We start from the raw sequence: 20,754 nt of genomic DNA, 5'->3' as shown, positions 1-20,754 counted from the left end.
AGCCATTTAGGAAAAAGGTTGGAAAGATCTTTTATTTTTCTTTTTCCAACGAAATTCCAAGCGCAATAATGTTGGGGAAATACGGAAATTCAAAAGTGTTTTTTAGGGTAAATGTGTACGTTCCAGCTTCGAACGGTTTTCCTGTAAATAACGCTTGTTTGACATCGCAAACATCCCCGGTACAATCGCCCAATTCTTCCCCTTTTTCATTTTTCAGCGCCAGCGAAAGGGTGCCGTTTTCATTCCGGTTGGTTCCCGTCAGTTCCCATGTCATAGGCAAACTTGGAAATTGTGACCCATAAATGACACTTCCTTCAACAAAAGCAGAATAAGTTCCGGCTTCTTTGAGCGTTAGGGTTAGTTTTTTAGCATCATTTTGTACCCACTGACGGCTTTCAGGAAAATCAATCATTTCCCGAGCCCCTTTATTTTGTTGGCAAGCGGCAGTAATTAAAAGCAAAAAGGTGAGGAGTCCAAAGGTTGTTTTCATAGTGAAGCTATTTAGTATATTACTAACGCAAACGGCCTTGAAATCGTATAGTTTAGAATTCAAATTCATCCCACCGTAGACTGTCCATAACGACCGTGTCACGTATTTTGGATTGAAGGCGTTCTCTAGCGGGACCTATAACTTGTAGCGGTTGACGGTAGCCTAGCGTGTCGTTTGGGGTAATCAGTTGGCGGCGCAACATCAATCGGGTGAGGAAATCAAATTGTTGTTGGGCAAACTTTTTGGGCTGTTGTGCCCCATCAAAGCGATACATAAATCCTTTGGGTTTGGGAATAATAGTCGCCAAAAACAAGCATTCTTTAAACGTCAGCTCTGAAGGTTTTTTTTGAAAATAATACGATGCTGCTTCCCCAATTCCGTAAACATCGGGTCCCCATTCAATAATGTTGAAATAGACTTCAAGCATCCGTTCTTTGGTGGCAATGCGTTGGTTTTCTAAAATATACACCAAAAGAATTTCTTCCAATTTGCGTGAAAGCGTTTTCTCACGGGTAAGGAACACATTTTTCACTAATTGCATACTAATGGTACTTGCCCCACGAGCAAATTTTTTGGTACGAATGTTTTTGGCTATTGATTGTTTAAAGGCTTCATTGATGAATCCACGGTGCCGCATGAATGAAGGGTCTTCACTGGTCAAAACGCATTTTTGTAGATAGGGTGAAATTTCTAAAAGTGGGGTGTACAATGAATTGCCGCTTCCAATGAGAATCGGGCGTTGCGGGACGCCTTTTTCGATGGCTCTATACACAAATTCGGTATTTATTTTCCCTAAATCGGCCGCGCCATAGTGTGTGATTTGCAATTTTTCGGGTTGAAGTTTACTTTCAAAAACAAGGGCATTAGGATTTTTATCATTGAATCTAAAGTCCACTTGATAGCTAAAATTTCCAGTGGCAGTCATGCCTTCAAAATGCGAAAACAAGCCTTTGGGTAGGGCATTAATAAAGTCTTGTGCTTTGGTTTTGGGAATTTGTAATTTCAACGCATAGGTTTTCCCTTCTTCATTTTGATAAAAAAGATAAGGACGGCATTGGAGTTTGCCGAGGGTGAGTAACGAACTTGAATCGAGGGCGATGCTGCGTTCCCCGATTATCCAATGAAAGTCCACACGGGCTTGGGCTACTTCAACATCTTTAGAAGCAATTTTTGGGTGATTGAGCACCAATTTTTGAATGGAAGCAAACCCGTCGGCATGAAAATCGCCCCCGCTCAACCCCATAGCATCGATGTGAAAAGCCGCCGATTGAAAAGCCGTCTTTAGTCGAAATTTATGACGTAAATACGGCAAAACGAGGGTGTCATTTTTTTGGGATTTAAAAATCAAATCAGCTTTTCGGTTGCGTGGATCGGCAATACCCGAAAGCTGCCATTGCTGTTGTATTTTCCCTTCGGTTAATTGTATGGCTGTGGTGAGTTGCTGTTCCTGCAATGTTAATTGGGTAAAATCGAGTTGGACTTTATGGCCTTGATCATTGATTTTTAGTGCAAACCCTTTGACATTCATTTGCGTTGGAATCAGGTTGAGAAAACGAGAAGTCAACCGATTGGCGAGCTCGGCATAATCTACCGTTGTTCCTGTATTTTCTTTTTCTTTTTTTCGGAGGAAGGTGTCAAAATTGGAACCGTTTTTGGATTTTATCCCTTGAATATAACCGCCATTGATTTCTAAATCGGTGATTTGGAGCGTTCCAGTGATTAGTTTCCAAAAGTTAAAACCAGTTCGAACTTGTCCCAACTGTACCAGCGTGTCGGCATGATGTGGGGTGAGACTCATACCGTCGATTGCAATGTGTTCTAGTCCCTCAAAATGTGGATTTTCGACGACCAATTCGCATTGGTACTCGGATTTCATTTTCACGGCAGCTTTGGCGATAATTTGTTCTAAAATTGATTGACGAAAGGCAAAAATCAATACAATACCTAAGACCAGAAGTCCAAGGATCCAGAATCCAATGGTTTTGATTTTTTTGCGCGAAAAGTTCAATCGTTTCATCCAAATAATTCACTAACAACTTCTTCAATTTTGGACACCAAAACGACTCTAATATTGAGATTAGGTAAGGTTACTTTGTTGTATTTGGACACAAAAATGGTGGTAAAGCCTAATTTTTCAGCTTCTTGTATACGTTGTTCTATGCGGTTGACAGGACGAATTTCGCCCGACAAGCCTACTTCTCCCGCAAAACAAACTTCTTTTCCAACAGCAATATCTTCGTTGGACGAGAGAATAGCGCCCACCACGGCCAAATCTATGGCAGGATCGTCTACCGAAATGCCGCCTGTGACGTTTAAAAACACGTCTTTGGTGCCCAAACGGAATCCGGCCCGTTTTTCCAATACGGCCAAAATCATGTTTAATCGTTTGGCATTGTATCCGGTCGTGCTGCGCTGCGGTGTTCCGTAAACAGCTGTGGAAACCAGCGCTTGAATTTCAATCATCAACGGGCGCATCCCTTCTAAAGTTGAAGCAATGGCCGTGCCCGAGAGCTCTTCTTCGCGGTGAGAAATCAATATTTCGGAGGGATTGGTGACTTCGCGTAAACCTGAACCTTGCATTTCATAAATTCCCAATTCGGCCGTTGAACCAAAGCGGTTTTTTAAGGCGCGCAAAATGCGGTACACATGATTACGGTCGCCTTCAAATTGTAGTACCGTGTCCACCATGTGCTCGAGAATCTTGGGCCCAGCGATATTCCCGTCTTTGGTGATGTGGCCAATTAAAATGACGGGAACATTCGTTTCTTTGGCAAATTTGATCAATTCGGCAGTGCATTCTCGAATTTGAGAAATGCTCCCCGCAGTCGATTCGATGTAGTCGGTATGAAGTGTTTGGATCGAGTCTATGATTAAGATTTCAGGGTCGACCTCTTGAATTTGACGAAAGATGTTTTGCGTTTTGGTTTCGGTAAGTACAAAACAACTTTCATTATTCGGGTTGATACGTTCGGCACGCATTTTAATTTGCTTCTGACTTTCCTCACCCGACACATAAAGCGTTTTGTAGGGTAACATCAGCGAAAGTTGCAATAAGAGCGTACTTTTCCCGATGCCCGGTTCGCCTCCTAATAAAATAACCGATCCTGGTACGATACCACCTCCCAAGACTCGATTGAGTTCGCCGTCTCCCGTGTTCAAACGAATTTCTTGCGCGGAATCAATTTCTTTTATCTTTAAAGGTTTTGGCGCTTTTTTTACTTCAACAGTTCCTTTCCAAGCTACTTTTTCCTCTTTCTGAATGATTTCTTCAACAATGGTATTCCATGCTTTGCAAGCATTACATTGTCCTTGCCATTTGGCATATTGAGCGCCACAATTTTGACAGAAAAAAGTTGTTTTAAGTTTCGCCATTGGGGGTAAAGAGGGATTATTTTTTCTTGACTTGAGGTTTAAGTTCTTCCATTTTCTCCAACATCATTTCCTTGGTTAAGTCGCCAATTTCTTGCAGTTGTAAAGCATTTTGATAATGTTTCAATGCCATTCTTAAATCGTCATTGTTTTCATAGAAACGTGCCATATGGTAATCGAATAACATAGATCGGGGATAGGCTTTGCGGGATAACTGGGCGAGTTGTTCAAATTCGTTGAAGGCTTTGTTTTTGATAATGGCTGCTTCAATGGCTTTGAAGTCATTGAACCGAATATTCATTTTTATGCCCAATGCTTTTTCGACCATATCGTACTTGTTTTTCAAATATTCGACATAACCCGACTGTAAGACCACAATTTTTTCTTGAAATTCATTGGACGAAATGGGTTGGTATACCGAAAAAAACTGATACAAAGCACTAGGAATTGCAAAAGGAACCAATGAATAGTGGGAACACCCTTTGAACTCATCATAACGGTAGTTTACTTTGGTTAAGTTGGCCGCTTTCATTTGTGTATCCAAGGTTACTACTTTATCTTTTATCGATTTGATGTCGCCATCTGCAGACGCCAAATAATAAAACATGTTAGTTTGAAACGTCGCCAATCGTTCGGGAATCCGCGTTTCCATTTCCAAGGGCATCGCCGGACTCAAGGAGATATAGGCATTGAAAACCGGATTGTCTTTGTATAAGTAAAAATTCATAAACCCTGCGGTGACATCGTGTCCTGCGACAATTTTGAAAGGGGCAATACGCAGGTTTTTTTGCAAATAAGGGAGGAGTTCACCCCCTATAAACTCAAAAAACGATTCTCCCATGCCCTCGGGAAGTCCCGTGGTTTCATCGACTTTACACTCTTCGTCGCGTTCGGTATCGGTGGTGTGGTTCAATCCGACCAAAATGACTTCGGGCAAATCATCCCAATAATAAGCGTATTTTAAAGTGCCTTGAATAGGATCAAACAAATAATCTCCATCCAAAGCCAAAAGCAGCGGATAGGCACGTTTAGCGTCTTTTCCGTAAGAAGGGGGCAATGAAATGGAAAGGTAACGGTATTTGTCCAAGCGATTGGAAAAAATACTGTCTTTAATGACTTGTCCAAATCCGTTTAGACTCAGGGCAAGTACTAAAAGCAGGATTATTTTTTTCATGTTTTATATGGGTTAGGTTGCAGTAAGCGACTACCAATATAGGAATTATTTTCGATTTAGTAGGGGTAACAAAAGATAAGATAGCATACCTAAAAACAGGGTGAGAAGCGTTTGCGAAGTCCAAACCAACCAACCAAATGCAGTGGCTGTTTCATTGGGAATACCATACAATCCGAAGATTAAGGCGATTGAAAACGGATAGGCGCCGATGCCTCCATTGGTAAACCCGATGGCTAAACTGCCAAAGATAAAGCCCATAATAATGACGTCAAAACCGACGGCATGCGTTTCTTTTAGCGCAAAAATGGGAATATAAAACATGACCAGATAGCATCCCCAAATCAGAAAAGAATGCCCAATATAGTGCCATTTTTTTTCCATTTTATAAACGCTAAGCAAGCCTTCAGTAAGTCCAGAAAATTTAAGCTTAAGTTTTTGAATAATAGGCCACTCGGCATAAATCCAAATCAGGACAAAAAGCACCATCACTGCCAAAAACCCTACACTGATTAAAAGTAGAGATTGAAATCCGATATTTTGTTCCTGTAAAAAACCGTAGAGGGTGTCAAATTGTAAGGCAAATCCAATGATGACAAAAAGAAAAAACAGTGCTAAGTCCACAATCCTCTCGGCAACGATGGTGCCAAAAGCCTTGTCAAAAGGAACGTCCTCATATTTTTTAAGTAACACTGCACGGGTTACTTCTCCCGATCGAGGGATGGTCAAATTAACTAAATAGGAAACACTTACGGTTAAAAAGCTATTTTGCGTTTTTGGATAGTATCCCAAGTGATTCAAAGCATATTTCCATCGGTAGGCGCGTAGCCAATGCCCTAGAGTGGCCACTAATAGTGAGAGTGCCACATAGAAATAATTGGCCTTCCACAAGCTGGTTTTGATATTTTGAAGGGCTTCTGGAGAGAGCGATTGGTATTGGTAATAGATTATTCCACAACCTAAAAGTAATGGAATGATAATCAACAATACATTTTTGATTTGCTTGTTCACAAAGGTTATTTCAACAAGTTGGTGGTTTCATCGGGGAACACCAACCAAGGGGTAAACGATTTGGCCGCCTCAAATTCGAGGGTAGCATAAGCAATAATAATGATGATGTCGCCCGATTGAACTTTTCGAGCTGCGGGTCCGTTTAAGGTGATTTCACCCGATTGACGCGCTCCTTTAATCACGTAGGTTTCAAAGCGTTCGCCATTGTTGATATTTACAATGGATACTTTTTCACCTTCAATAATATTGGAGGCTTCCATCAACGCTTCGTCGATGGTGATACTACCGATGTAATTCAAATCGGCACCGGTAACTTTTACGCGGTGAATCTTGGATTTAACTACTTGAATTTGCATGGGGCAAAGGTAAATTAATTTAATGAAATGGTATCAATGAGTCGCACATTGTTTGCAAAAACAGCAATAAAAGCACGGTATTTTCTGTTTTTTTGTTTTCTCAGCGCTGGTTTTAACGTGGTTTCTTCGGCAATTTCAAAGTATTCCAGTTGAAAAAGCGGGGTTTTGGCAAAGATGTCTACGACCATTTGTCGGGTTTTTGCTATGGATTGTTTGGAGAATTGTCTGGCTGTTTTTTGTAAGGTAGCATAAATTATAGCGGCTTCTTTGCGTTCCGTTGTACTCAAACGTTCATTGCGCGAACTCATGGCTAGGCCATTGGCCTCTCTAAATACAGGGCAACCTACTATATCTACAGGAAGTTGCTCTTTGGTAACCAGTTTTTTGACGATTTGGAGTTGTTGAAAATCTTTCTCTCCAAAATAGGCTTTCGTAGGGGTTACAATTTCAAAAAGTTTTTTCACTACGGTTCCTACACCATCAAAGTGTCCTGGTCTATATTTCCCTTCCATTTGGTGTTCCAAGCCTTCAAAAGAATATGACTTGGATTCGGTTTTTCCGTTGTAAATATCCGAAACAGTAGGCGCGTAAATAAGAATGTCGGGTGAAATCGTTCCTACTTTTTGAATGTCGCTTTCCAATGTGCGGGGGTATTTTTCCAAATCTTCTGGATTATTAAATTGCGTTGGATTGACAAAAATACTAATCACCGTAATGTCATTTTCATCCACTGACTGTGCCAACAAAGAGAGATGGCCTTGATGTAACGCGCCCATCGTTGGTACAAAACCTAAAGTAGTTTTGGGTTGCCTAAGTGTGTCTAAATGATGCGAAAGTGCGTCTTTTTTGTCAAAAACCAACATGAAATTGTTTTGAAATTTGCGGTACAAACTTAGTTGGTTTCGTGTAAAACACCATATTTTTTTGTAATTTTGCCTGTTTTTTAAACAACAGTAAAACCAAAACCAATCAAGAATCAACCTATGGAAGACAAGAGGATATTATATGTGTCGTCTGAAGTGGTGCCTTATTTAGCCGAAAATGAGGTTTCGTTAATGTCGTATGACGTACCCAAAATGATAAACGATCAAGGCGGACAAATACGAATTTTTATGCCTCGTTATGGGAACATCAATGAACGAAGACACCAGTTACATGAAGTGATTCGTCTTTCGGGAATGAATTTAGTGGTGAATGATGTGGATATGCCTTTAATTATCAAGGTAGCTTCCATTCCTAAAGAGCGTATTCAGGTTTATTTTATTGATAATGACGAGTATTTCAAACGGAAATCAACGTTTACAGATGAAGAAGGTGTTTTATACCCTGATAACGATGAGCGTGCCATATTTTTTGCCAAAGGTGTTGTAGAAACAGTCAAAAAATTAAATTGGGTGCCAGATATTATTCATGTTCACGGCTGGTTAGCTTCGATGTTGCCCGTGTACATGAAGCACTTTTACAAGCACGAAGCTTTGTTTTCCGACACCAAAATTGTAACCTCAGTTTATAATTCCGGTTTCGAAGGGTTATTAGATAAAGAAGCTATTGAAAAAATTAAGTTTGACGGGGTTCCTGCTGAATCGTTGGCGCCACTTGCGGAACCCAATTATCAGAATTGGATGCAGGTTGCTATTGCGCATTCCGATGGAATTATCGTGGGCTCAGAAGATTTGGATGGAGGTTTAACAAAAATTATAGCATCATCCGGAAAACCTTTTTTACCTTTCACCCCAAAAGAAGCGTTTGCAGAAGCCTATACTTCTTTTTACAAGCAAATGTTATAATAAAGCATATGAATTTTTCAAGTTTTTTACGATTCTTAGGCGTAGTGTCTTTAGTGACTTTGGTTTCTTGTGACAAAGATTTTACCAATGTAGGAATCGATTTAGTAGGGGAAGATCACTATGGGTTAGACCAAACCTACTTTGATGTTATGGCTTACAACCAAAATACAGGCGCAGTGCAAGCCAACGATATGGCGGTAAATTCTTTAGGGTATTACAATAATCCCGTGTTTGGGAAAACCAAAGCCAGTATTGTTACTCAGTTGGAATTAGCCGCAACCAACCCCATTTTTTATGCCAACGATATTACCATTGACTCGGTATACATGCATGTACCTTACTTTGCTACATTGACTGATGTTGATGAAACTACAGGGGATCCGATTTATCGATTGGATTCCATTTTACCGGCCCACCAAGCGGGAGCCACTTTGCCTAAAATCAAATTGAGCGTCTACGAATCGGGCTATGCCATTCAAGATTTTGATCCGTCTTCAGGTTTGCAACAACCGCAATATTATTATTCCAATCAGTTGGCAGAATTTGAAGGGAATTTAGCCAATGGCGGTCAGCGAATCAATACCGATAATACCAATGCTGACACCCCTGCAACTACTGATTTTAGTCAAAACGACCAATTTGTATTTCGGGATAAGGAATTAAAAATAGTACGACCAAGTGGTACGGTTAAAGAGCGATTGGCGCCCGGTATTTATTTAAATTTAAATAAAACATTTTTCGAGAATAAAATTATCAATGCACCCTCAGGTGTACTTTTGAATAATAATACCTTTAGGAATTATTTCAGAGGCTTGTTGTTTAAAGCCGAAGCGGCTTCCGGTTTTGAAAATCAAGGAGCAATGGCACGATTGAATTTTTCAAGAGGCACGATTACAATCTTATACAAAGATTTTGCCTCCAGTTCAGGAACTGAAAAAGTTCGTAAAAAAATGGTGCTTAATTTTGGCCCCCGAACCATTAACTTCTTTGAAACGGATTATGTCAACCCAATTTCAACCCCCGATGTGGTCAACGGCGATCAACGTCTTTATTTGAAAGGTGGGCAAGGTTCAATGGCTGTGCTAAATTTATTCAATCCTACCGATAATATTAGTTTTGATGTCAATGGGAATGAAGTGAACACGCCCAATGGAATTTCCGATGAACTCGATCGATTACGCAACCCCGCCGATGGAAAAAAATGGTTGGTGAACGAAGCCAACCTTGTTTTTCATATTGACAAAGATCAAATGCAACTTCCTACAGACATTAATGGAAAAAAAGCGCCCGAGCCCAACCGCATTTTATTGTATGATTTGAACAATAATCGTCCCTTGGTGGATTATTCTGCCGATTTATCGACGAGTGCTTCAGTCAAAAACAATAAGTTTGTTCATGGTGGAATTATTTCCAAAGACAGCGATGGGCGTGGGGAATTTTACAAGATTCGTTTGACCCGTCATATCCAAAATCTTATCTACAACGATTCGACCAACGTACGGCTTGGATTGGTGGTGACCGAGAACATTAATAACGTGAATCGTGCCTTTTTACGCAACCCATTTTCTTTTGCCAATCGCATCAATAAATATATCCCGGCTATGGCTGTGGTAAATCCATTGGGAACTATCTTGTATGGAGGTCACCCCAATGTGCCTGAAAATAAAAGAATTCGTTTACAAGTATATTATACCAAACCCGATTAAACAAACAAAGTTATGTGTGGAATTGTAGGCTACATTGGGCATCGCGAAGCGTATCCTATTGTAATAAAAGGCTTAAAACGTCTAGAATACAGAGGGTACGATAGTGCCGGTGTGATGCTGTATGACGGTACGGATTTAAAAATCAGTAAAACTAAAGGAAAAGTTTCCGATTTGGAAGCGCGTTCCCAACATGAAATTACCACCAACGGAACCATTGGGATGGGACATACACGTTGGGCTACCCATGGAGTACCCAATGATGTCAACTCCCACCCCCATTTGTCCAATTCGGGTAATTTGGCGATTATACATAATGGGATTATTGAAAATTATGAGCCTTTAAAAAAAGAGCTTATTAAACGTGGATACACATTTACTTCTGATACGGATACTGAAGTCTTGGTCAATTTGATTGAAGATGTTCAGAAAAAAGATGGATTAAAATTAGGGAAAGCTGTGCAAGTAGCCTTAAACCAAGTGGTAGGGGCGTATGCCATTTGCGTGTTTGACAAAAATAAACCTGATGAGATTGTAGTAGCTCGTTTAGGGAGTCCTTTGGCCATTGGAGTGGGTGAAAACGAGTATTTTATTGCTTCTGATGCTTCGCCATTTATTGAATATACCTCTAATGCCATCTATCTTGAGGATGAAGAAATGGCGATAGTACGTTTACACAAGCCGTTAAAAATTCGCAAAATTAAAGATGATTCTCTGGTTGACCCGTATGTTCAAGAGTTGCAAATGAATTTGGAGCAAATTGAAAAAGGGGGTTACGATCACTTTATGTTAAAAGAAATTTACGAGCAGCCCAATGTTATCAAAGACACCTACCGCGGACGTCTTCATGCCTCTACAGGTTTGATTCAAATGGCAGGCGTGGAAGATAATTTAGAGAAATTTTTGAATGCCGATCGCATTTTGATTATAGCTTGTGGTACTTCTTGGCATGCTGGATTAGTAGCTGAATATGTTATTGAAGAATTTGCTCGAATTCCTGTTGAAGTCGAATACGCTTCCGAGTTCCGCTATCGCAATCCAATCATTACACCCAAAGATGTAGTGATTGCTATTTCTCAATCGGGGGAAACGGCCGATACCTTAGCAGCCATTAAATTGGCTAAAGAAAAAGGGGCATTCGTATTTGGGGTGTGTAATGTGGTAGGTTCGTCTATTTCTCGTGAAACAAATGGTGGTGCTTACACGCACGCTGGACCTGAAATTGGAGTGGCTTCTACCAAGGCTTTTACCACACAGATTACCGTACTTACGATGATTGCTTTGCGTTTGGCGAAAGCAAAAGGAACTCTTTCTAATTCGGATTATTTCCGTTATTTGCAAGAGTTGGAATTGATTCCTGAAAAAGTAGCCGAGGCACTAAATTCAAATACTATTTCTAAAGAAATTGCTGAAATCTATAAAGATGCCCCCAACTGTTTGTACTTAGGTCGTGGGTATAATTTCCCTGTCGCTTTAGAAGGTGCACTTAAGTTAAAAGAGATTTCATACATCCACGCTGAGGGGTATCCTGCTGCCGAAATGAAGCACGGGCCAATCGCTTTGATTGATGAAAAAATGCCCGTGGTAGTTATTGCCCCAAAACAAGGACATTACGACAAAATTGTAAGTAATATTCAAGAAATCAAATCCCGAAGTGGTAAGATTATTGCGATTGTAACCAAAGGAGATACTCAGGTCAAAGAATTGGCCGATCACGTAATCGAAATTCCAGAAACCTCCGATGCGCTATCACCGCTCATTACGACTATTCCATTGCAGTTATTATCCTATCATATCGCCGTTTTACGCGGATGCAATGTCGATCAACCGCGTAATTTAGCAAAGTCTGTGACCGTTGAGTAGCTAATTTTATACAAATAAAACAAATTTTAAAAGCAGGGCCTAAACCCTGCTTTTTTTGTTTTCATGATAAATCAAAGAAAACGTTGTAGATTCTTCATTCATTCGCAGATTAATGCTGCTAAAAATTAAAATTGCTTAACGACATTGGGTAAAAATGTCCCAATAAATTGAAGTTTTTTAAAAATTATGTATGCATAATTTATAATATCAAAATTATTCGTATTTTGGCTACTTAAACCAACAAAATATAATCAAATGAGGATTTATCATCTTTTTGTAACGCTGTTGTTCTGTGCGATGACTTTTGCACAAACAACCATTACAGGTTCGGTAAAAGACAGTAAAAACGAACCCATACCTGGGGCAAATGTTAAGGTGGCTGGAGAGTCAGCCGCTGCAGTAACAGATGCTGACGGTAAGTTTACCTTGAAAACGTCCAAAAAACCTCCTTTTACCCTTGAGATCTCTAGCATTGGTTTTGCCACGCAAAAGGTTCAAGTAACATCTGCTTCACAAAAAGTGGATGCTGTGTTGCAAAATGAGGATACAAGATTGGATGAAATTGTAATTTCTGCTTCGAGAACGCCTGAGCGTATTCGGGAATCGCCAGTGACTATTGAGCGTATGACCGTGAAAGACATCAAACGTTCGGCATCGCCCACTTTTTATGACGGTTTAGAAAACTTGAAAGAGGTGCATATGAATACGAGTAGTATGTCGTTTAAGTCAATCAACACACGTGGTTTTGCAACGGTAGCCAACACGCGTTTCATGCAATTAGTAGATGGAATGGACAACTCTTCTCCATTGTTGAACTTTGTATTAGGGAACTTGATTGGGATCTCTGAAATCGATGTGCAAAGCGTAGAATTACTTCCAGGTGCTTCTTCAGCATTGTATGGAGCTAACGCGTTCAACGGGATTTTATTTATGACCAGTAAAAGTCCTTTTACCAGTCAGGGTGTTTCAGCATATGTTAAGTATGGTCAAACCAGTCAACGTGCTGCAGGAACCAATGAATATGCGGACTATGGTGTACGCGTTGCGCATGCATTTAATAAGAATTTTGCTGCCAAAGCCAACTTTTCGTTTATGACAGGAACCGATTGGTTTGCAACAGACTACCGCGATAGAGATTTAGTAAACAATGTAGGTTTAGATCGTTCTTTTCACAACTACAATGGTATTAATGTTTACGGCGATGAGGCCTCTACTAATTTACGTGGTGTGGCTACTGGACTTTTAAATGCAGGAGCAATTACACCTGCCCAATTTGCGGTTTTCCAACAAATCTTACCAAATTATAATGTAAGTCGTACAGGGTACAACGAAGTTGATTTGACCGATAACAAAGTGAAAAATGCTAAAGTTGATTTCTCTTTGCATTTCAAACCTTGGGGCGATGATAACGAAATCATTTGGCAAAGTAAATTTGGTTTTGGAAATACAGTTTATCAAGGAGCGAATCGTTACTATTTGAATGGTTTCTTCATGCAACAACATAAATTAGAATTTAAAGGGAAAAACTATTTCGTGCGTGGATATTTCACAACGGAAGATGGTGGAAACTCTTATGATATGTTGTTTACTGGATTAAACGTAAACCGTCAGTGGAAACCAGATGCTACATGGTTTGGTCAATATGCTGGTGCTTATGTACAATCTACATTAGCGGGAGCGACACCTGCTCAAGCCCATGCTGCGGCACGCGGTGTAGCTGATACGGGGCGTTTGATTCCAGGTACACCTGAATTCCAAGCAGCATTTAACCGTGTTATTGCTGACCCAAATGTACTTACAGGGTCACGATTAGTGGATGACTCCAAATTATATCACTCTGACGCCAACTATAATTTCAAAGACGTAGTCAAGTTTGCAGAAATTCAAGTGGGTGGATCCTTCCGTATGTATGAATTGAACTCCTTGGGTCGTATTTATACCGATAAAGGAACGGATATTTTATACCGTGAATACGGAATTTATACGCAAGTACAAAAGAAATTTATGGATGACCGTTTGAAGTTTACAGGATCTATTCGTTATGATAAATCACAAAACTTTAATGGGGATTATTCACCACGTTTGTCTTTGGTGTACTCGGCGGGTGAGCAACGTAATCACAACTTCCGTGCTTCATTCCAAACGGGTTTCCGTAACCCAACTACCCAAGATCAATACATTGGGTTCAACGTAGGTAGTGCGGTTTTGTTAGGTTCTGCTCCTGACAACTTAGACCGATATACGGAAACATTACCGATTACTTCTGCTTCAGGGCAAGCCATCGTAGGTGGTACCTCTACAACAATCAACGGTAATAATGCATACTTCAATTCGTATACTGCTGCTTCAGCAGCTCAATTTGCAGCCTTAGCGGGAACCGATCCAATTGCAGCTTCCGCTTTGTTGCGAAGAGCTAACGTAAATTTGGTACAACCAGAAACGGTAAAAGCCTTTGAATTGGGTTACCGTGGTCAAATTAAGAATTTGTCGTATGATATTACAGGATACTATAACATCTATAACGACTTTATTGGAAACGTTAACGTTGTAACTCCATTGTACGGGGTGGCACAAGACGCTCCCAATCCATTAGCAGGGCCTACCAACACAGGAGCGCAGTCTATTGATGCATTGGTAACAGGTAATACACGTGTTTTCCAATTGTATACAAATACAGGTGTTGAAGTTCGTTCTCTAGGTTTTGGAGCAGGATTTAACTACCGTTTGCCTAAAAACTTTGAGTTTAGTGCCAACTACAACTTTGCAGAGTTTGATTATGATCAAGATCAAGATCCTGGATTTGAAGCGGGATTCAATACGCCGAAACACCGTGTAAAAGCAAGTATCAGCAATGATAATTTGTTTAAAAACTTCGGATTTAGCATCAGTGGACGTTGGAATACGGGTTACCGATGGGAATCAACTTTCGTGGACGGATGGATTGACGAAGCTACTGTGTTTGACGCACAAATCAACTACAATTTACCGAAGTTGAAATCGGTTCTAAAAATCGGAGCTACTAATATCTTAGGTAACGAATACCAACAAGTATTAGGTGCCGGATTTATCGGAAGTCAATATTTTGCTTCTTTAACCATCAATCCTTAATTTTAATAAAAACATTCGATCTCATGATAAAGAATTATAAATGGTTGTTTTTGGTAGCACTTACCTTGACAGCATGTAGTAGCGACGATGATCCAGTGGCCGATGCCAATTCATCGGATGGACTTCCTTTAACGGCTGGAACGGCTAATTTTTCAAAGTTTGTAGCTTTAGGAAATTCGCTCACAGCAGGATTTTCTGATAATGCCTTGTTTATCGAAGGGCAAAAAGGTTCTTATCCCAACTTGATGGCTCAAAAATTTGCTTTAGTGGGCGGTGGAGAGTTTAAAGTGCCTTATATGAATGATAATGTGGGTGGTCTTTTATTAGGCGGAACCCCCATTCAAGGAACACGTCTGTTCTTCAACGGTATGGCTCCAGTAAATGTATCTGGAGTGCCTTCTACAGAGGTTACCAATGTGTTAACAGGCCCATTCAACAACATGGGAGTTCCTGGCGCCAAAAGTTTCCATTTGTTAGCCAACGGTTACGGGAACGCAGCAGGCGTACTTTCAGGTCAAGCCAATCCTTATTATGTGCGTTTTGCAAGTAGTCCTTCTGCAAATCTTTTGGCGGATGCTGTAGCGCAAAGTCCAACATTTTTCTCATTATGGATTGGAAACAATGATGTCTTAGCTTATGCTACTTCTGGCGGTTCAGGAGTTAATCAAACAGGAAACTTAAATCCAGCTACCTATGGAAGTAACGACATTACAGATCCTACGGTTTTCAATAGTGTTTACACCACATTGGTTGATGGTCTTACCACAAGTGGTGCTAAAGGGGTTGTGGCCAATATTCCTGATGTTACTGCTGTACCCTTTTTCACAACTGTTCCCACCAATCCAATACCAGGATTACCCGCGGCTAGTGCTGGACAATTGAATTTGTTATTTGGAGCGGTGAATCAAATTACCACAGCTATCGGGCAACCCAACCGTTTCCAAACGTTAGTGGCAGATGACGGAAATGCATCAACCGTTGAAAATAATCCGTTGTTGATTCAAGATGAATCGCTTGTCGATTTGTCGGCAGCCATCACTAATGCTTTAACTCCAGTTCTTGGGCCAACGACAGCAACGTTTGTTGGAGGCTTGTATGGTAGAGCACGTCATGCTAGAAATACAACGGGTTCACGTGATTTTATTTTACTATCTGCTCGAGGTGTAATTGGTACCACTTCCACAAGTGCTCCAGCACCTTTCAATACGGTGGGGGTTTCTTTCCCAATGCAAGATAATACAACATTGACCGCTGCTGAAGCTGCTGAGGTAAAAACAGCTACTACTGCATTCAATAATTCGATTGCGGCTATTGCTTCTTCCAAAGGGTTAGCTTTTGTAGATGCCAATACACTGCTTAACCAAGTAGCAACTACTGGAATTTCACGAGACGGATTCACAGTGCGTTCAACTTACGTTACTGGGGGTGGATTTTCATTGGATGGCGTACACCCAAGTCCAAGAGGATATGGTTTAATTGCTAACGAATTTTTAAAAGCAATTAACACTACATATGGCTCCAATTTTAAGGGGTATAATCTCGGTGATTTCCGAATTTTATTCCCAGCGAGTTTGTAGTCTCAAACCCAAAACAAATCAAAACCATCGGTATTCCCGGTGGTTTTTTGTTTTCTGTTGAATTAATTATGGTTCGGGCAATGCACTTCGAAAAAATCAAAAAAGGGTTAAAAAAATCGCTTTTTTGTATTGATTTTCTATTTGTAAAACCTATCTTTGCACTCGAAAAAAAACCGACGTTTTTTCAAATCTAATTCGCTATTAAATAAATACATAAGCAATGTCAAACGCAATAGGAAAAGTTTCACAGATCATCGGTCCGGTTGTTGACGTGGTGTTCAATACAAAAGAACATGAGTTACCTAAAATTTATGATTCTTTGGAAATTGTAAAACAAGACGGCTCTAAGTTAATCCTTGAGGTTCAGTCACATATCGGAGAAGATTCCGTTCGAACCATCTCTATGGATTCAACTGACGGATTGAGCCGAGGAACAACAGTTCAAGCTACTGGGGCGCCGATTCAAATGCCTATTGGTTCTGATATTTATGGTCGTTTATTTAATGTAGTTGGGGATGCAATTGATGGTTTGGGAGATTTGCCAAAAGAAGGGGCAAATGGAATGCCAATCCACAAAGCAGCTCCTAAATTTGACGAACTATCTACTTCAACGGAAGTATTGTTCACAGGGATTAAAGTAATTGACTTGATTGAGCCGTACGCAAAAGGAGGTAAAATCGGTTTGTTCGGAGGTGCCGGTGTAGGTAAAACCGTATTGATCCAAGAATTGATTAACAACATCGCAAAAGGTCACGGAGGTCTATCTGTATTTGCTGGTGTAGGGGAACGTACCCGTGAAGGAAACGACTTATTACGTGAGATGTTGGAGTCGGGAATTATTAAATATGGTGACGATTTCATGCACTCTATGGAAAATGGAGGATGGGATTTGTCAAAAGTAGATAAAGCAGGAATGCGCGAATCCAAAGCGACATTCGTATTCGGTCAGATGAACGAACCACCAGGAGCCCGTGCTCGTGTGGCGTTGTCAGGTCTTTCTATCGCTGAGTATTTCCGTGATGGTGCCGGTTCTGATCAAGGAAAAGACGTATTGTTCTTCGTAGATAACATCTTCCGTTTTACACAAGCGGGTTCTGAGGTGTCTGCATTGTTAGGACGTATGCCTTCTGCGGTAGGGTACCAACCTACATTAGCTACTGAAATGGGTGTGATGCAAGAGCGTATTACCTCAACAAAAAAAGGTTCGATTACTTCCGTACAAGCGGTTTATGTTCCTGCGGATGACTTAACGGATCCAGCGCCTGCAACAACGTTTGCCCACTTGGATGCTACCACCGTATTGTCTCGTAAAATTGCTGAGTTAGGGATTTACCCTGCGGTAGACCCTCTAGATTCAACCTCACGTATTTTAACTCCACTAATCTTAGGTGATGAGCACTACAACTGTGCGCAACGCGTGAAAGAGATTCTTCAAAAATACAAACAATTGCAAGACATCATCGCTATCTTAGGTTTGGAGGAGTTGTCTGAAGATGATAAATTGGCGGTATCACGTGCACGTCGTGTACAACGTTTCTTGTCACAGCCGTTCCACGTAGCAGAGCAGTTTACCGGTATCCCAGGAGTATTGGTAGATATTAAGGATACCATCAAAGGATTTAACATGATTATTGACGGTGAATTAGACCACTTACCCGAAGCGGCTTTCAACTTGAAAGGAACTATCGAGGACGTGATCGAAGCGGGTCAAAAAATGTTAGCAGAAGCATAATTCAACTATTTTAAATTATAAATTTTGAATTATAAATTAATTTAAAATCTAAAATTTAAAAATTTAAAATAATATCTAATGATTTTAGAAATAGTATCACCCGAAGCTACGTTGTTTAAAGGAGAAGTTACTTCTGTATCGCTTCCTGGTGTAGATGGATCCTTCCAACTCTTAAATAACCACGCTCCTATCGTTTCTATTTTGAAAGACGGTGCTGTGAAAATTACAGCGAGTTCCTTCAATTTTGACGAAACTGTAAAAGGTCGCTTTACCAAAATTAACGACCAAAACTATAGTCTAGCCATTAACTCGGGAACGATCGAAATGAAAGACAATAAAGTCATAGTTTTAGCCGATTAATTCCGACTAATTCAAAATAAACAAAACCCGATGCATTCTTGTGTCGGGTTTTTTATTTGGAGTCCTTCCAGCCGCCAGGTATTCCGGCTCTCCGCTGTACTTCTCTACCTTGGGTAGGTCTCCCTTCTAACGTCGGGAGGATGCCGCTGCGACCTTACTGCCGAAATGAGGAAGTTCCGGGCTAAATCCCTTATATTTGAACGATGAAATTTCCAGAAAAGCTGCAGCATAAGTTACAACAACGCCAAGCCGAAAATGCCTTGCGCCTCTTGCCCGTTTATGCAAATAGGGAAGATTTTTCCTCCAACGATTACCTGGGATTTACGCGCAATGAAGCGCTTTTTGATGCCGTACATGATTTTCTTACCATACGGAATTTCAAGTTCAATGGCGCAACAGGTTCGCGCCTCATCTCTGGTAATCATGCCTTGTATACCGAAACGGAAACTCGAATCGCCCAATTTCATCAAGCCGAATCGGCCCTGATTTTTAATTCGGGCTATGATGCTAATGTCGGGTTTTTTAGCGCCGTGCCCCAACGCGGCGATGTTATTTTATATGACGAACTCTGTCATGCGTCTATACGGGACGGACTCCAATTGAGTAACGCCAAATCCTATAAATTTAACCATAACGATCCCGAAGATCTACAACAAGCTCTTGAAAAATGGAGTGAAAAACGAACCGCTGATCATAACTTCGAAATCTATGTAGCGCTTGAAACGGTCTATTCGATGGATGGCGACACACCACCGCTGGAAGAAATTGTACAATTGTGTGAATACTATAACGCCTTGCTAGTAGTTGATGAAGCGCATGCTCTAGGAATCATGGGTGAATATGGTGAAGGCGTCACTCAGTATTTACAATTGCATTCACGTATTTTTGCCCGAATCGTAACCTTTGGAAAAGGCTTGGGCTGTCATGGTGCTGCAGTATTGGGAAGTCACGATTTACAAACCTACTTGGTCAATTTCGCCCGAAGTTTTATTTATACTACCGGATTGTCACCGCATGCTGTGGCTACAATCTATGTGGCGTATCAGTTTTTGCAACAAGAAAAGGCCACTGTCAAAGCCTTGCAATCCCGCATTGTGCACATGAATCAGGAGATTAAGCGTCTCGGACTCCAACCGCTATTTGTGTATTCTAAGTCGGCGATTCACTGCGCTATTGTGCCAGGGAATGGAAAAGTTCGTCACTTAGCCCAAACGCTACAAGCGGCAGGTTTTGAGGTGAAACCCATTTTGTCACCTACCGTTCCTGAAGGACAAGAACGCCTGCGCTTTTGTTTGCATGTGTATACACCATTGGAATCCATTACTGCTGTGCTGGAGCTTTTGGCGAGCACACTGTTTCAGCAAGAGCAGGAATTGCGGTAGAGACCTACCTTTCGGCAGGCAGGTAGTAGCGAAGTGCCCTGCCAGACGCAAGGAAAGTCGGCACTGCGGATAGCCCGGGCCGAAGGTACCGCCCAAATTAATAAGCTTTCGTTAAAATTTGATGGGAATTTCCGTTCACTTCCCGAACTTTGCCAAAAATGAATGGAATGAAATTATTTATTACAGGTATTGGAACCGATGTAGGGAAAACTGTAGTGGCGGCCATTGTAACTGAAGCGTTGGAAGCCGATTATTGGAAGCCAGTTCAAGCGGGTGATTTGGAAGACAGTGACACACATAAAGTCAAACGACGTGTGTCCAACACCAAAACGCAATTTCACCCCAATGCCTATGCGTTACATACGCCTGCGAGTCCGCATCTAGCGGCAGCAATCGATCACATCACGATAGATATTGCGCAAATTCAAGAACCAAAAACCGAGAATCATTTGGTGATTGAAGGGGCGGGTGGCGTTTTTGTACCGTTAAATGCTAACGATTGTGTCATCGATTTGATTCGTCCCGATTATCAAGTGATTGTGGTTTCGCGCCATTATTTGGGTAGCATCAATCATACGTTGTTGACGATTGAAGCGTTGCACGCGCGAAAGGTAAAAATAGCAGGAATAATTTTTTCAGGGGATGAACATGAGCCGACGGAATCCATTATTTTACAAAAAACAGGAATTCCCTTTTTAGGAAGAATCAATAACGAACCGTATTTTGACCAAAACGTAGTACGCGATTATGCCGAGCAATTGCGCGAGTCCTTGTTGAAATTGGAATAAGTAAAGAAAAAAGAGGAAAGAAGCAAGAAGAAAGAGTGATGCCGATCAGTCTTTCCT

Annotated in this window: 16 protein-coding genes; 9 read left to right on the top strand and 7 right to left on the bottom strand. The window is 40.9% G+C overall.

The window, feature by feature from the left end; all coding sequences use genetic code 11:
- Window positions 1–31 precede the first annotated feature (31 nt).
- Genes Q0037_RS02985 through panC form a run of 7 tightly spaced genes read right to left on the bottom strand, consistent with a single transcriptional unit; the run spans window position 32 to window position 7,260 of the window.
- Complete coding sequence (locus Q0037_RS02985) at window positions 32–490, bottom strand: hypothetical protein (protein ID WP_297515245.1); 459 nt, start codon at window positions 488–490, stop codon at window positions 32–34.
- A 52-nt stretch (window positions 491–542) separates the two neighbouring features.
- Window positions 543–2,507 carry a transglycosylase domain-containing protein gene (locus Q0037_RS02980; RefSeq protein WP_297515242.1) on the bottom strand — a complete coding sequence of 655 codons (1,965 nt, stop codon included), beginning with the start codon at window positions 2,505–2,507 and terminating at the stop codon, window positions 543–545.
- Complete coding sequence (radA, locus tag Q0037_RS02975) at window positions 2,504–3,862, bottom strand: DNA repair protein RadA (protein WP_297515238.1); 1,359 nt, start codon at window positions 3,860–3,862, stop codon at window positions 2,504–2,506. Before radA ends, Q0037_RS02980 begins: the two co-directional genes overlap by 4 nt.
- Before the next feature lie 16 nt (window positions 3,863–3,878).
- A complete protein-coding gene (locus Q0037_RS02970; RefSeq protein ID WP_297515235.1) occupies window positions 3,879–5,033 on the bottom strand; it encodes an alpha/beta hydrolase-fold protein in 1,155 nt (384 codons plus the stop codon).
- A gap of 45 nt (window positions 5,034–5,078) precedes the next feature.
- The gene (locus Q0037_RS02965; RefSeq protein ID WP_297515232.1) at window positions 5,079–6,041 is read right to left on the bottom strand and encodes a lysylphosphatidylglycerol synthase transmembrane domain-containing protein; all 963 of its coding nucleotides are present in this window, start codon (window positions 6,039–6,041) and stop codon (window positions 5,079–5,081) included.
- Window positions 6,042–6,046: 5 nt separating this feature from the next.
- A complete protein-coding gene (gene panD / locus Q0037_RS02960; RefSeq protein ID WP_297515230.1) occupies window positions 6,047–6,397 on the bottom strand; it encodes an aspartate 1-decarboxylase in 351 nt (116 codons plus the stop codon).
- 14 nt (window positions 6,398–6,411) lie between these two features.
- The gene (gene panC / locus Q0037_RS02955; RefSeq protein WP_297515227.1) at window positions 6,412–7,260 is read right to left on the bottom strand and encodes a pantoate--beta-alanine ligase; all 849 of its coding nucleotides are present in this window, start codon (window positions 7,258–7,260) and stop codon (window positions 6,412–6,414) included.
- 120 nt (window positions 7,261–7,380) lie between these two features.
- On the opposite strand from panC, the gene Q0037_RS02950 reads away from it, so the two are divergent.
- The 9 genes from Q0037_RS02950 to bioD all read left to right on the top strand — a co-directional run bounded on the left by Q0037_RS02950 (window position 7,381) and on the right by bioD (window position 20,697).
- Window positions 7,381–8,184, top strand: a complete 804-nt coding sequence (locus tag Q0037_RS02950; RefSeq protein WP_297515224.1) for a glycogen/starch synthase — start codon at window positions 7,381–7,383, stop codon at window positions 8,182–8,184.
- Window positions 8,185–8,192: 8 nt separating this feature from the next.
- Entirely contained in the window at window positions 8,193–9,890 is a 1,698-nt protein-coding gene (locus Q0037_RS02945; protein WP_297515221.1) for a DUF4270 domain-containing protein, read from the top strand.
- Between the two features lie 12 nt (window positions 9,891–9,902).
- Window positions 9,903–11,750, top strand: coding sequence for a glutamine--fructose-6-phosphate transaminase (isomerizing) (gene glmS / locus Q0037_RS02940; protein WP_297515218.1), 1,848 nt, complete (start codon window positions 9,903–9,905; stop codon window positions 11,748–11,750).
- A gap of 255 nt (window positions 11,751–12,005) precedes the next feature.
- Entirely contained in the window at window positions 12,006–14,858 is a 2,853-nt protein-coding gene (locus tag Q0037_RS02935) for a TonB-dependent receptor (RefSeq protein ID WP_297515216.1), read from the top strand.
- A 23-nt stretch (window positions 14,859–14,881) separates the two neighbouring features.
- Window positions 14,882–16,435 (top strand): G-D-S-L family lipolytic protein, encoded by a 1,554-nt coding sequence (locus Q0037_RS02930; RefSeq protein ID WP_297515213.1) that lies wholly within the window; start codon window positions 14,882–14,884, stop codon window positions 16,433–16,435.
- Window positions 16,436–16,655: 220 nt separating this feature from the next.
- Window positions 16,656–18,167 (top strand): F0F1 ATP synthase subunit beta, encoded by a 1,512-nt coding sequence (atpD, locus tag Q0037_RS02925; protein ID WP_297515210.1) that lies wholly within the window; start codon window positions 16,656–16,658, stop codon window positions 18,165–18,167.
- A gap of 78 nt (window positions 18,168–18,245) precedes the next feature.
- A complete protein-coding gene (locus Q0037_RS02920; RefSeq protein WP_297515207.1) occupies window positions 18,246–18,527 on the top strand; it encodes a F0F1 ATP synthase subunit epsilon in 282 nt (93 codons plus the stop codon).
- Between the two features lie 203 nt (window positions 18,528–18,730).
- Window positions 18,731–19,909 carry an 8-amino-7-oxononanoate synthase gene (locus Q0037_RS02915; RefSeq protein WP_297515204.1) on the top strand — a complete coding sequence of 393 codons (1,179 nt, stop codon included), beginning with the start codon at window positions 18,731–18,733 and terminating at the stop codon, window positions 19,907–19,909.
- Window positions 19,910–20,076: 167 nt separating this feature from the next.
- The gene (bioD, locus tag Q0037_RS02910) at window positions 20,077–20,697 is read left to right on the top strand and encodes a dethiobiotin synthase (protein WP_297515201.1); all 621 of its coding nucleotides are present in this window, start codon (window positions 20,077–20,079) and stop codon (window positions 20,695–20,697) included.
- Window positions 20,698–20,754 lie beyond the last annotated feature (57 nt).

Source organism: Flavobacterium sp., assembly GCF_027482425.1.
Classification (GTDB): Bacteria; Bacteroidota; Bacteroidia; order Flavobacteriales; family Flavobacteriaceae; genus Flavobacterium.
Note: the sequence above shows the minus strand (reverse complement) of the source record. Positions and strands in the feature narration are given on the sequence as shown.

Excerpts from the sequence above, each read along its gene's own strand:
- Q0037_RS02980 (WP_297515242.1), bottom strand. The coding sequence starts at position 2,507 with ATGAAACGATTGAACTTTTCGCGCAAAAAAATCAAAACCATTGGATTC.
- atpD (WP_297515210.1), top strand. The coding sequence starts at position 16,656 with ATGTCAAACGCAATAGGAAAAGTTTCACAGATCATCGGTCCGGTTGTT.
- panD (WP_297515230.1), bottom strand. The coding sequence starts at position 6,397 with ATGCAAATTCAAGTAGTTAAATCCAAGATTCACCGCGTAAAAGTTACC.
- Q0037_RS02935 (WP_297515216.1), top strand. The coding sequence starts at position 12,006 with ATGAGGATTTATCATCTTTTTGTAACGCTGTTGTTCTGTGCGATGACT.
- Q0037_RS02985 (WP_297515245.1), bottom strand. The coding sequence starts at position 490 with ATGAAAACAACCTTTGGACTCCTCACCTTTTTGCTTTTAATTACTGCC.
- Q0037_RS02945 (WP_297515221.1), top strand. The coding sequence starts at position 8,193 with ATGAATTTTTCAAGTTTTTTACGATTCTTAGGCGTAGTGTCTTTAGTG.
- radA (WP_297515238.1), bottom strand. The coding sequence starts at position 3,862 with ATGGCGAAACTTAAAACAACTTTTTTCTGTCAAAATTGTGGCGCTCAA.
- Q0037_RS02970 (WP_297515235.1), bottom strand. The coding sequence starts at position 5,033 with ATGAAAAAAATAATCCTGCTTTTAGTACTTGCCCTGAGTCTAAACGGA.
- Q0037_RS02915 (WP_297515204.1), top strand. The coding sequence starts at position 18,731 with ATGAAATTTCCAGAAAAGCTGCAGCATAAGTTACAACAACGCCAAGCC.
- glmS (WP_297515218.1), top strand. The coding sequence starts at position 9,903 with ATGTGTGGAATTGTAGGCTACATTGGGCATCGCGAAGCGTATCCTATT.
- bioD (WP_297515201.1), top strand. The coding sequence starts at position 20,077 with ATGAAATTATTTATTACAGGTATTGGAACCGATGTAGGGAAAACTGTA.
- Q0037_RS02950 (WP_297515224.1), top strand. The coding sequence starts at position 7,381 with ATGGAAGACAAGAGGATATTATATGTGTCGTCTGAAGTGGTGCCTTAT.
- panC (WP_297515227.1), bottom strand. The coding sequence starts at position 7,260 with ATGTTGGTTTTTGACAAAAAAGACGCACTTTCGCATCATTTAGACACA.
- Q0037_RS02920 (WP_297515207.1), top strand. The coding sequence starts at position 18,246 with ATGATTTTAGAAATAGTATCACCCGAAGCTACGTTGTTTAAAGGAGAA.
- Q0037_RS02930 (WP_297515213.1), top strand. The coding sequence starts at position 14,882 with ATGATAAAGAATTATAAATGGTTGTTTTTGGTAGCACTTACCTTGACA.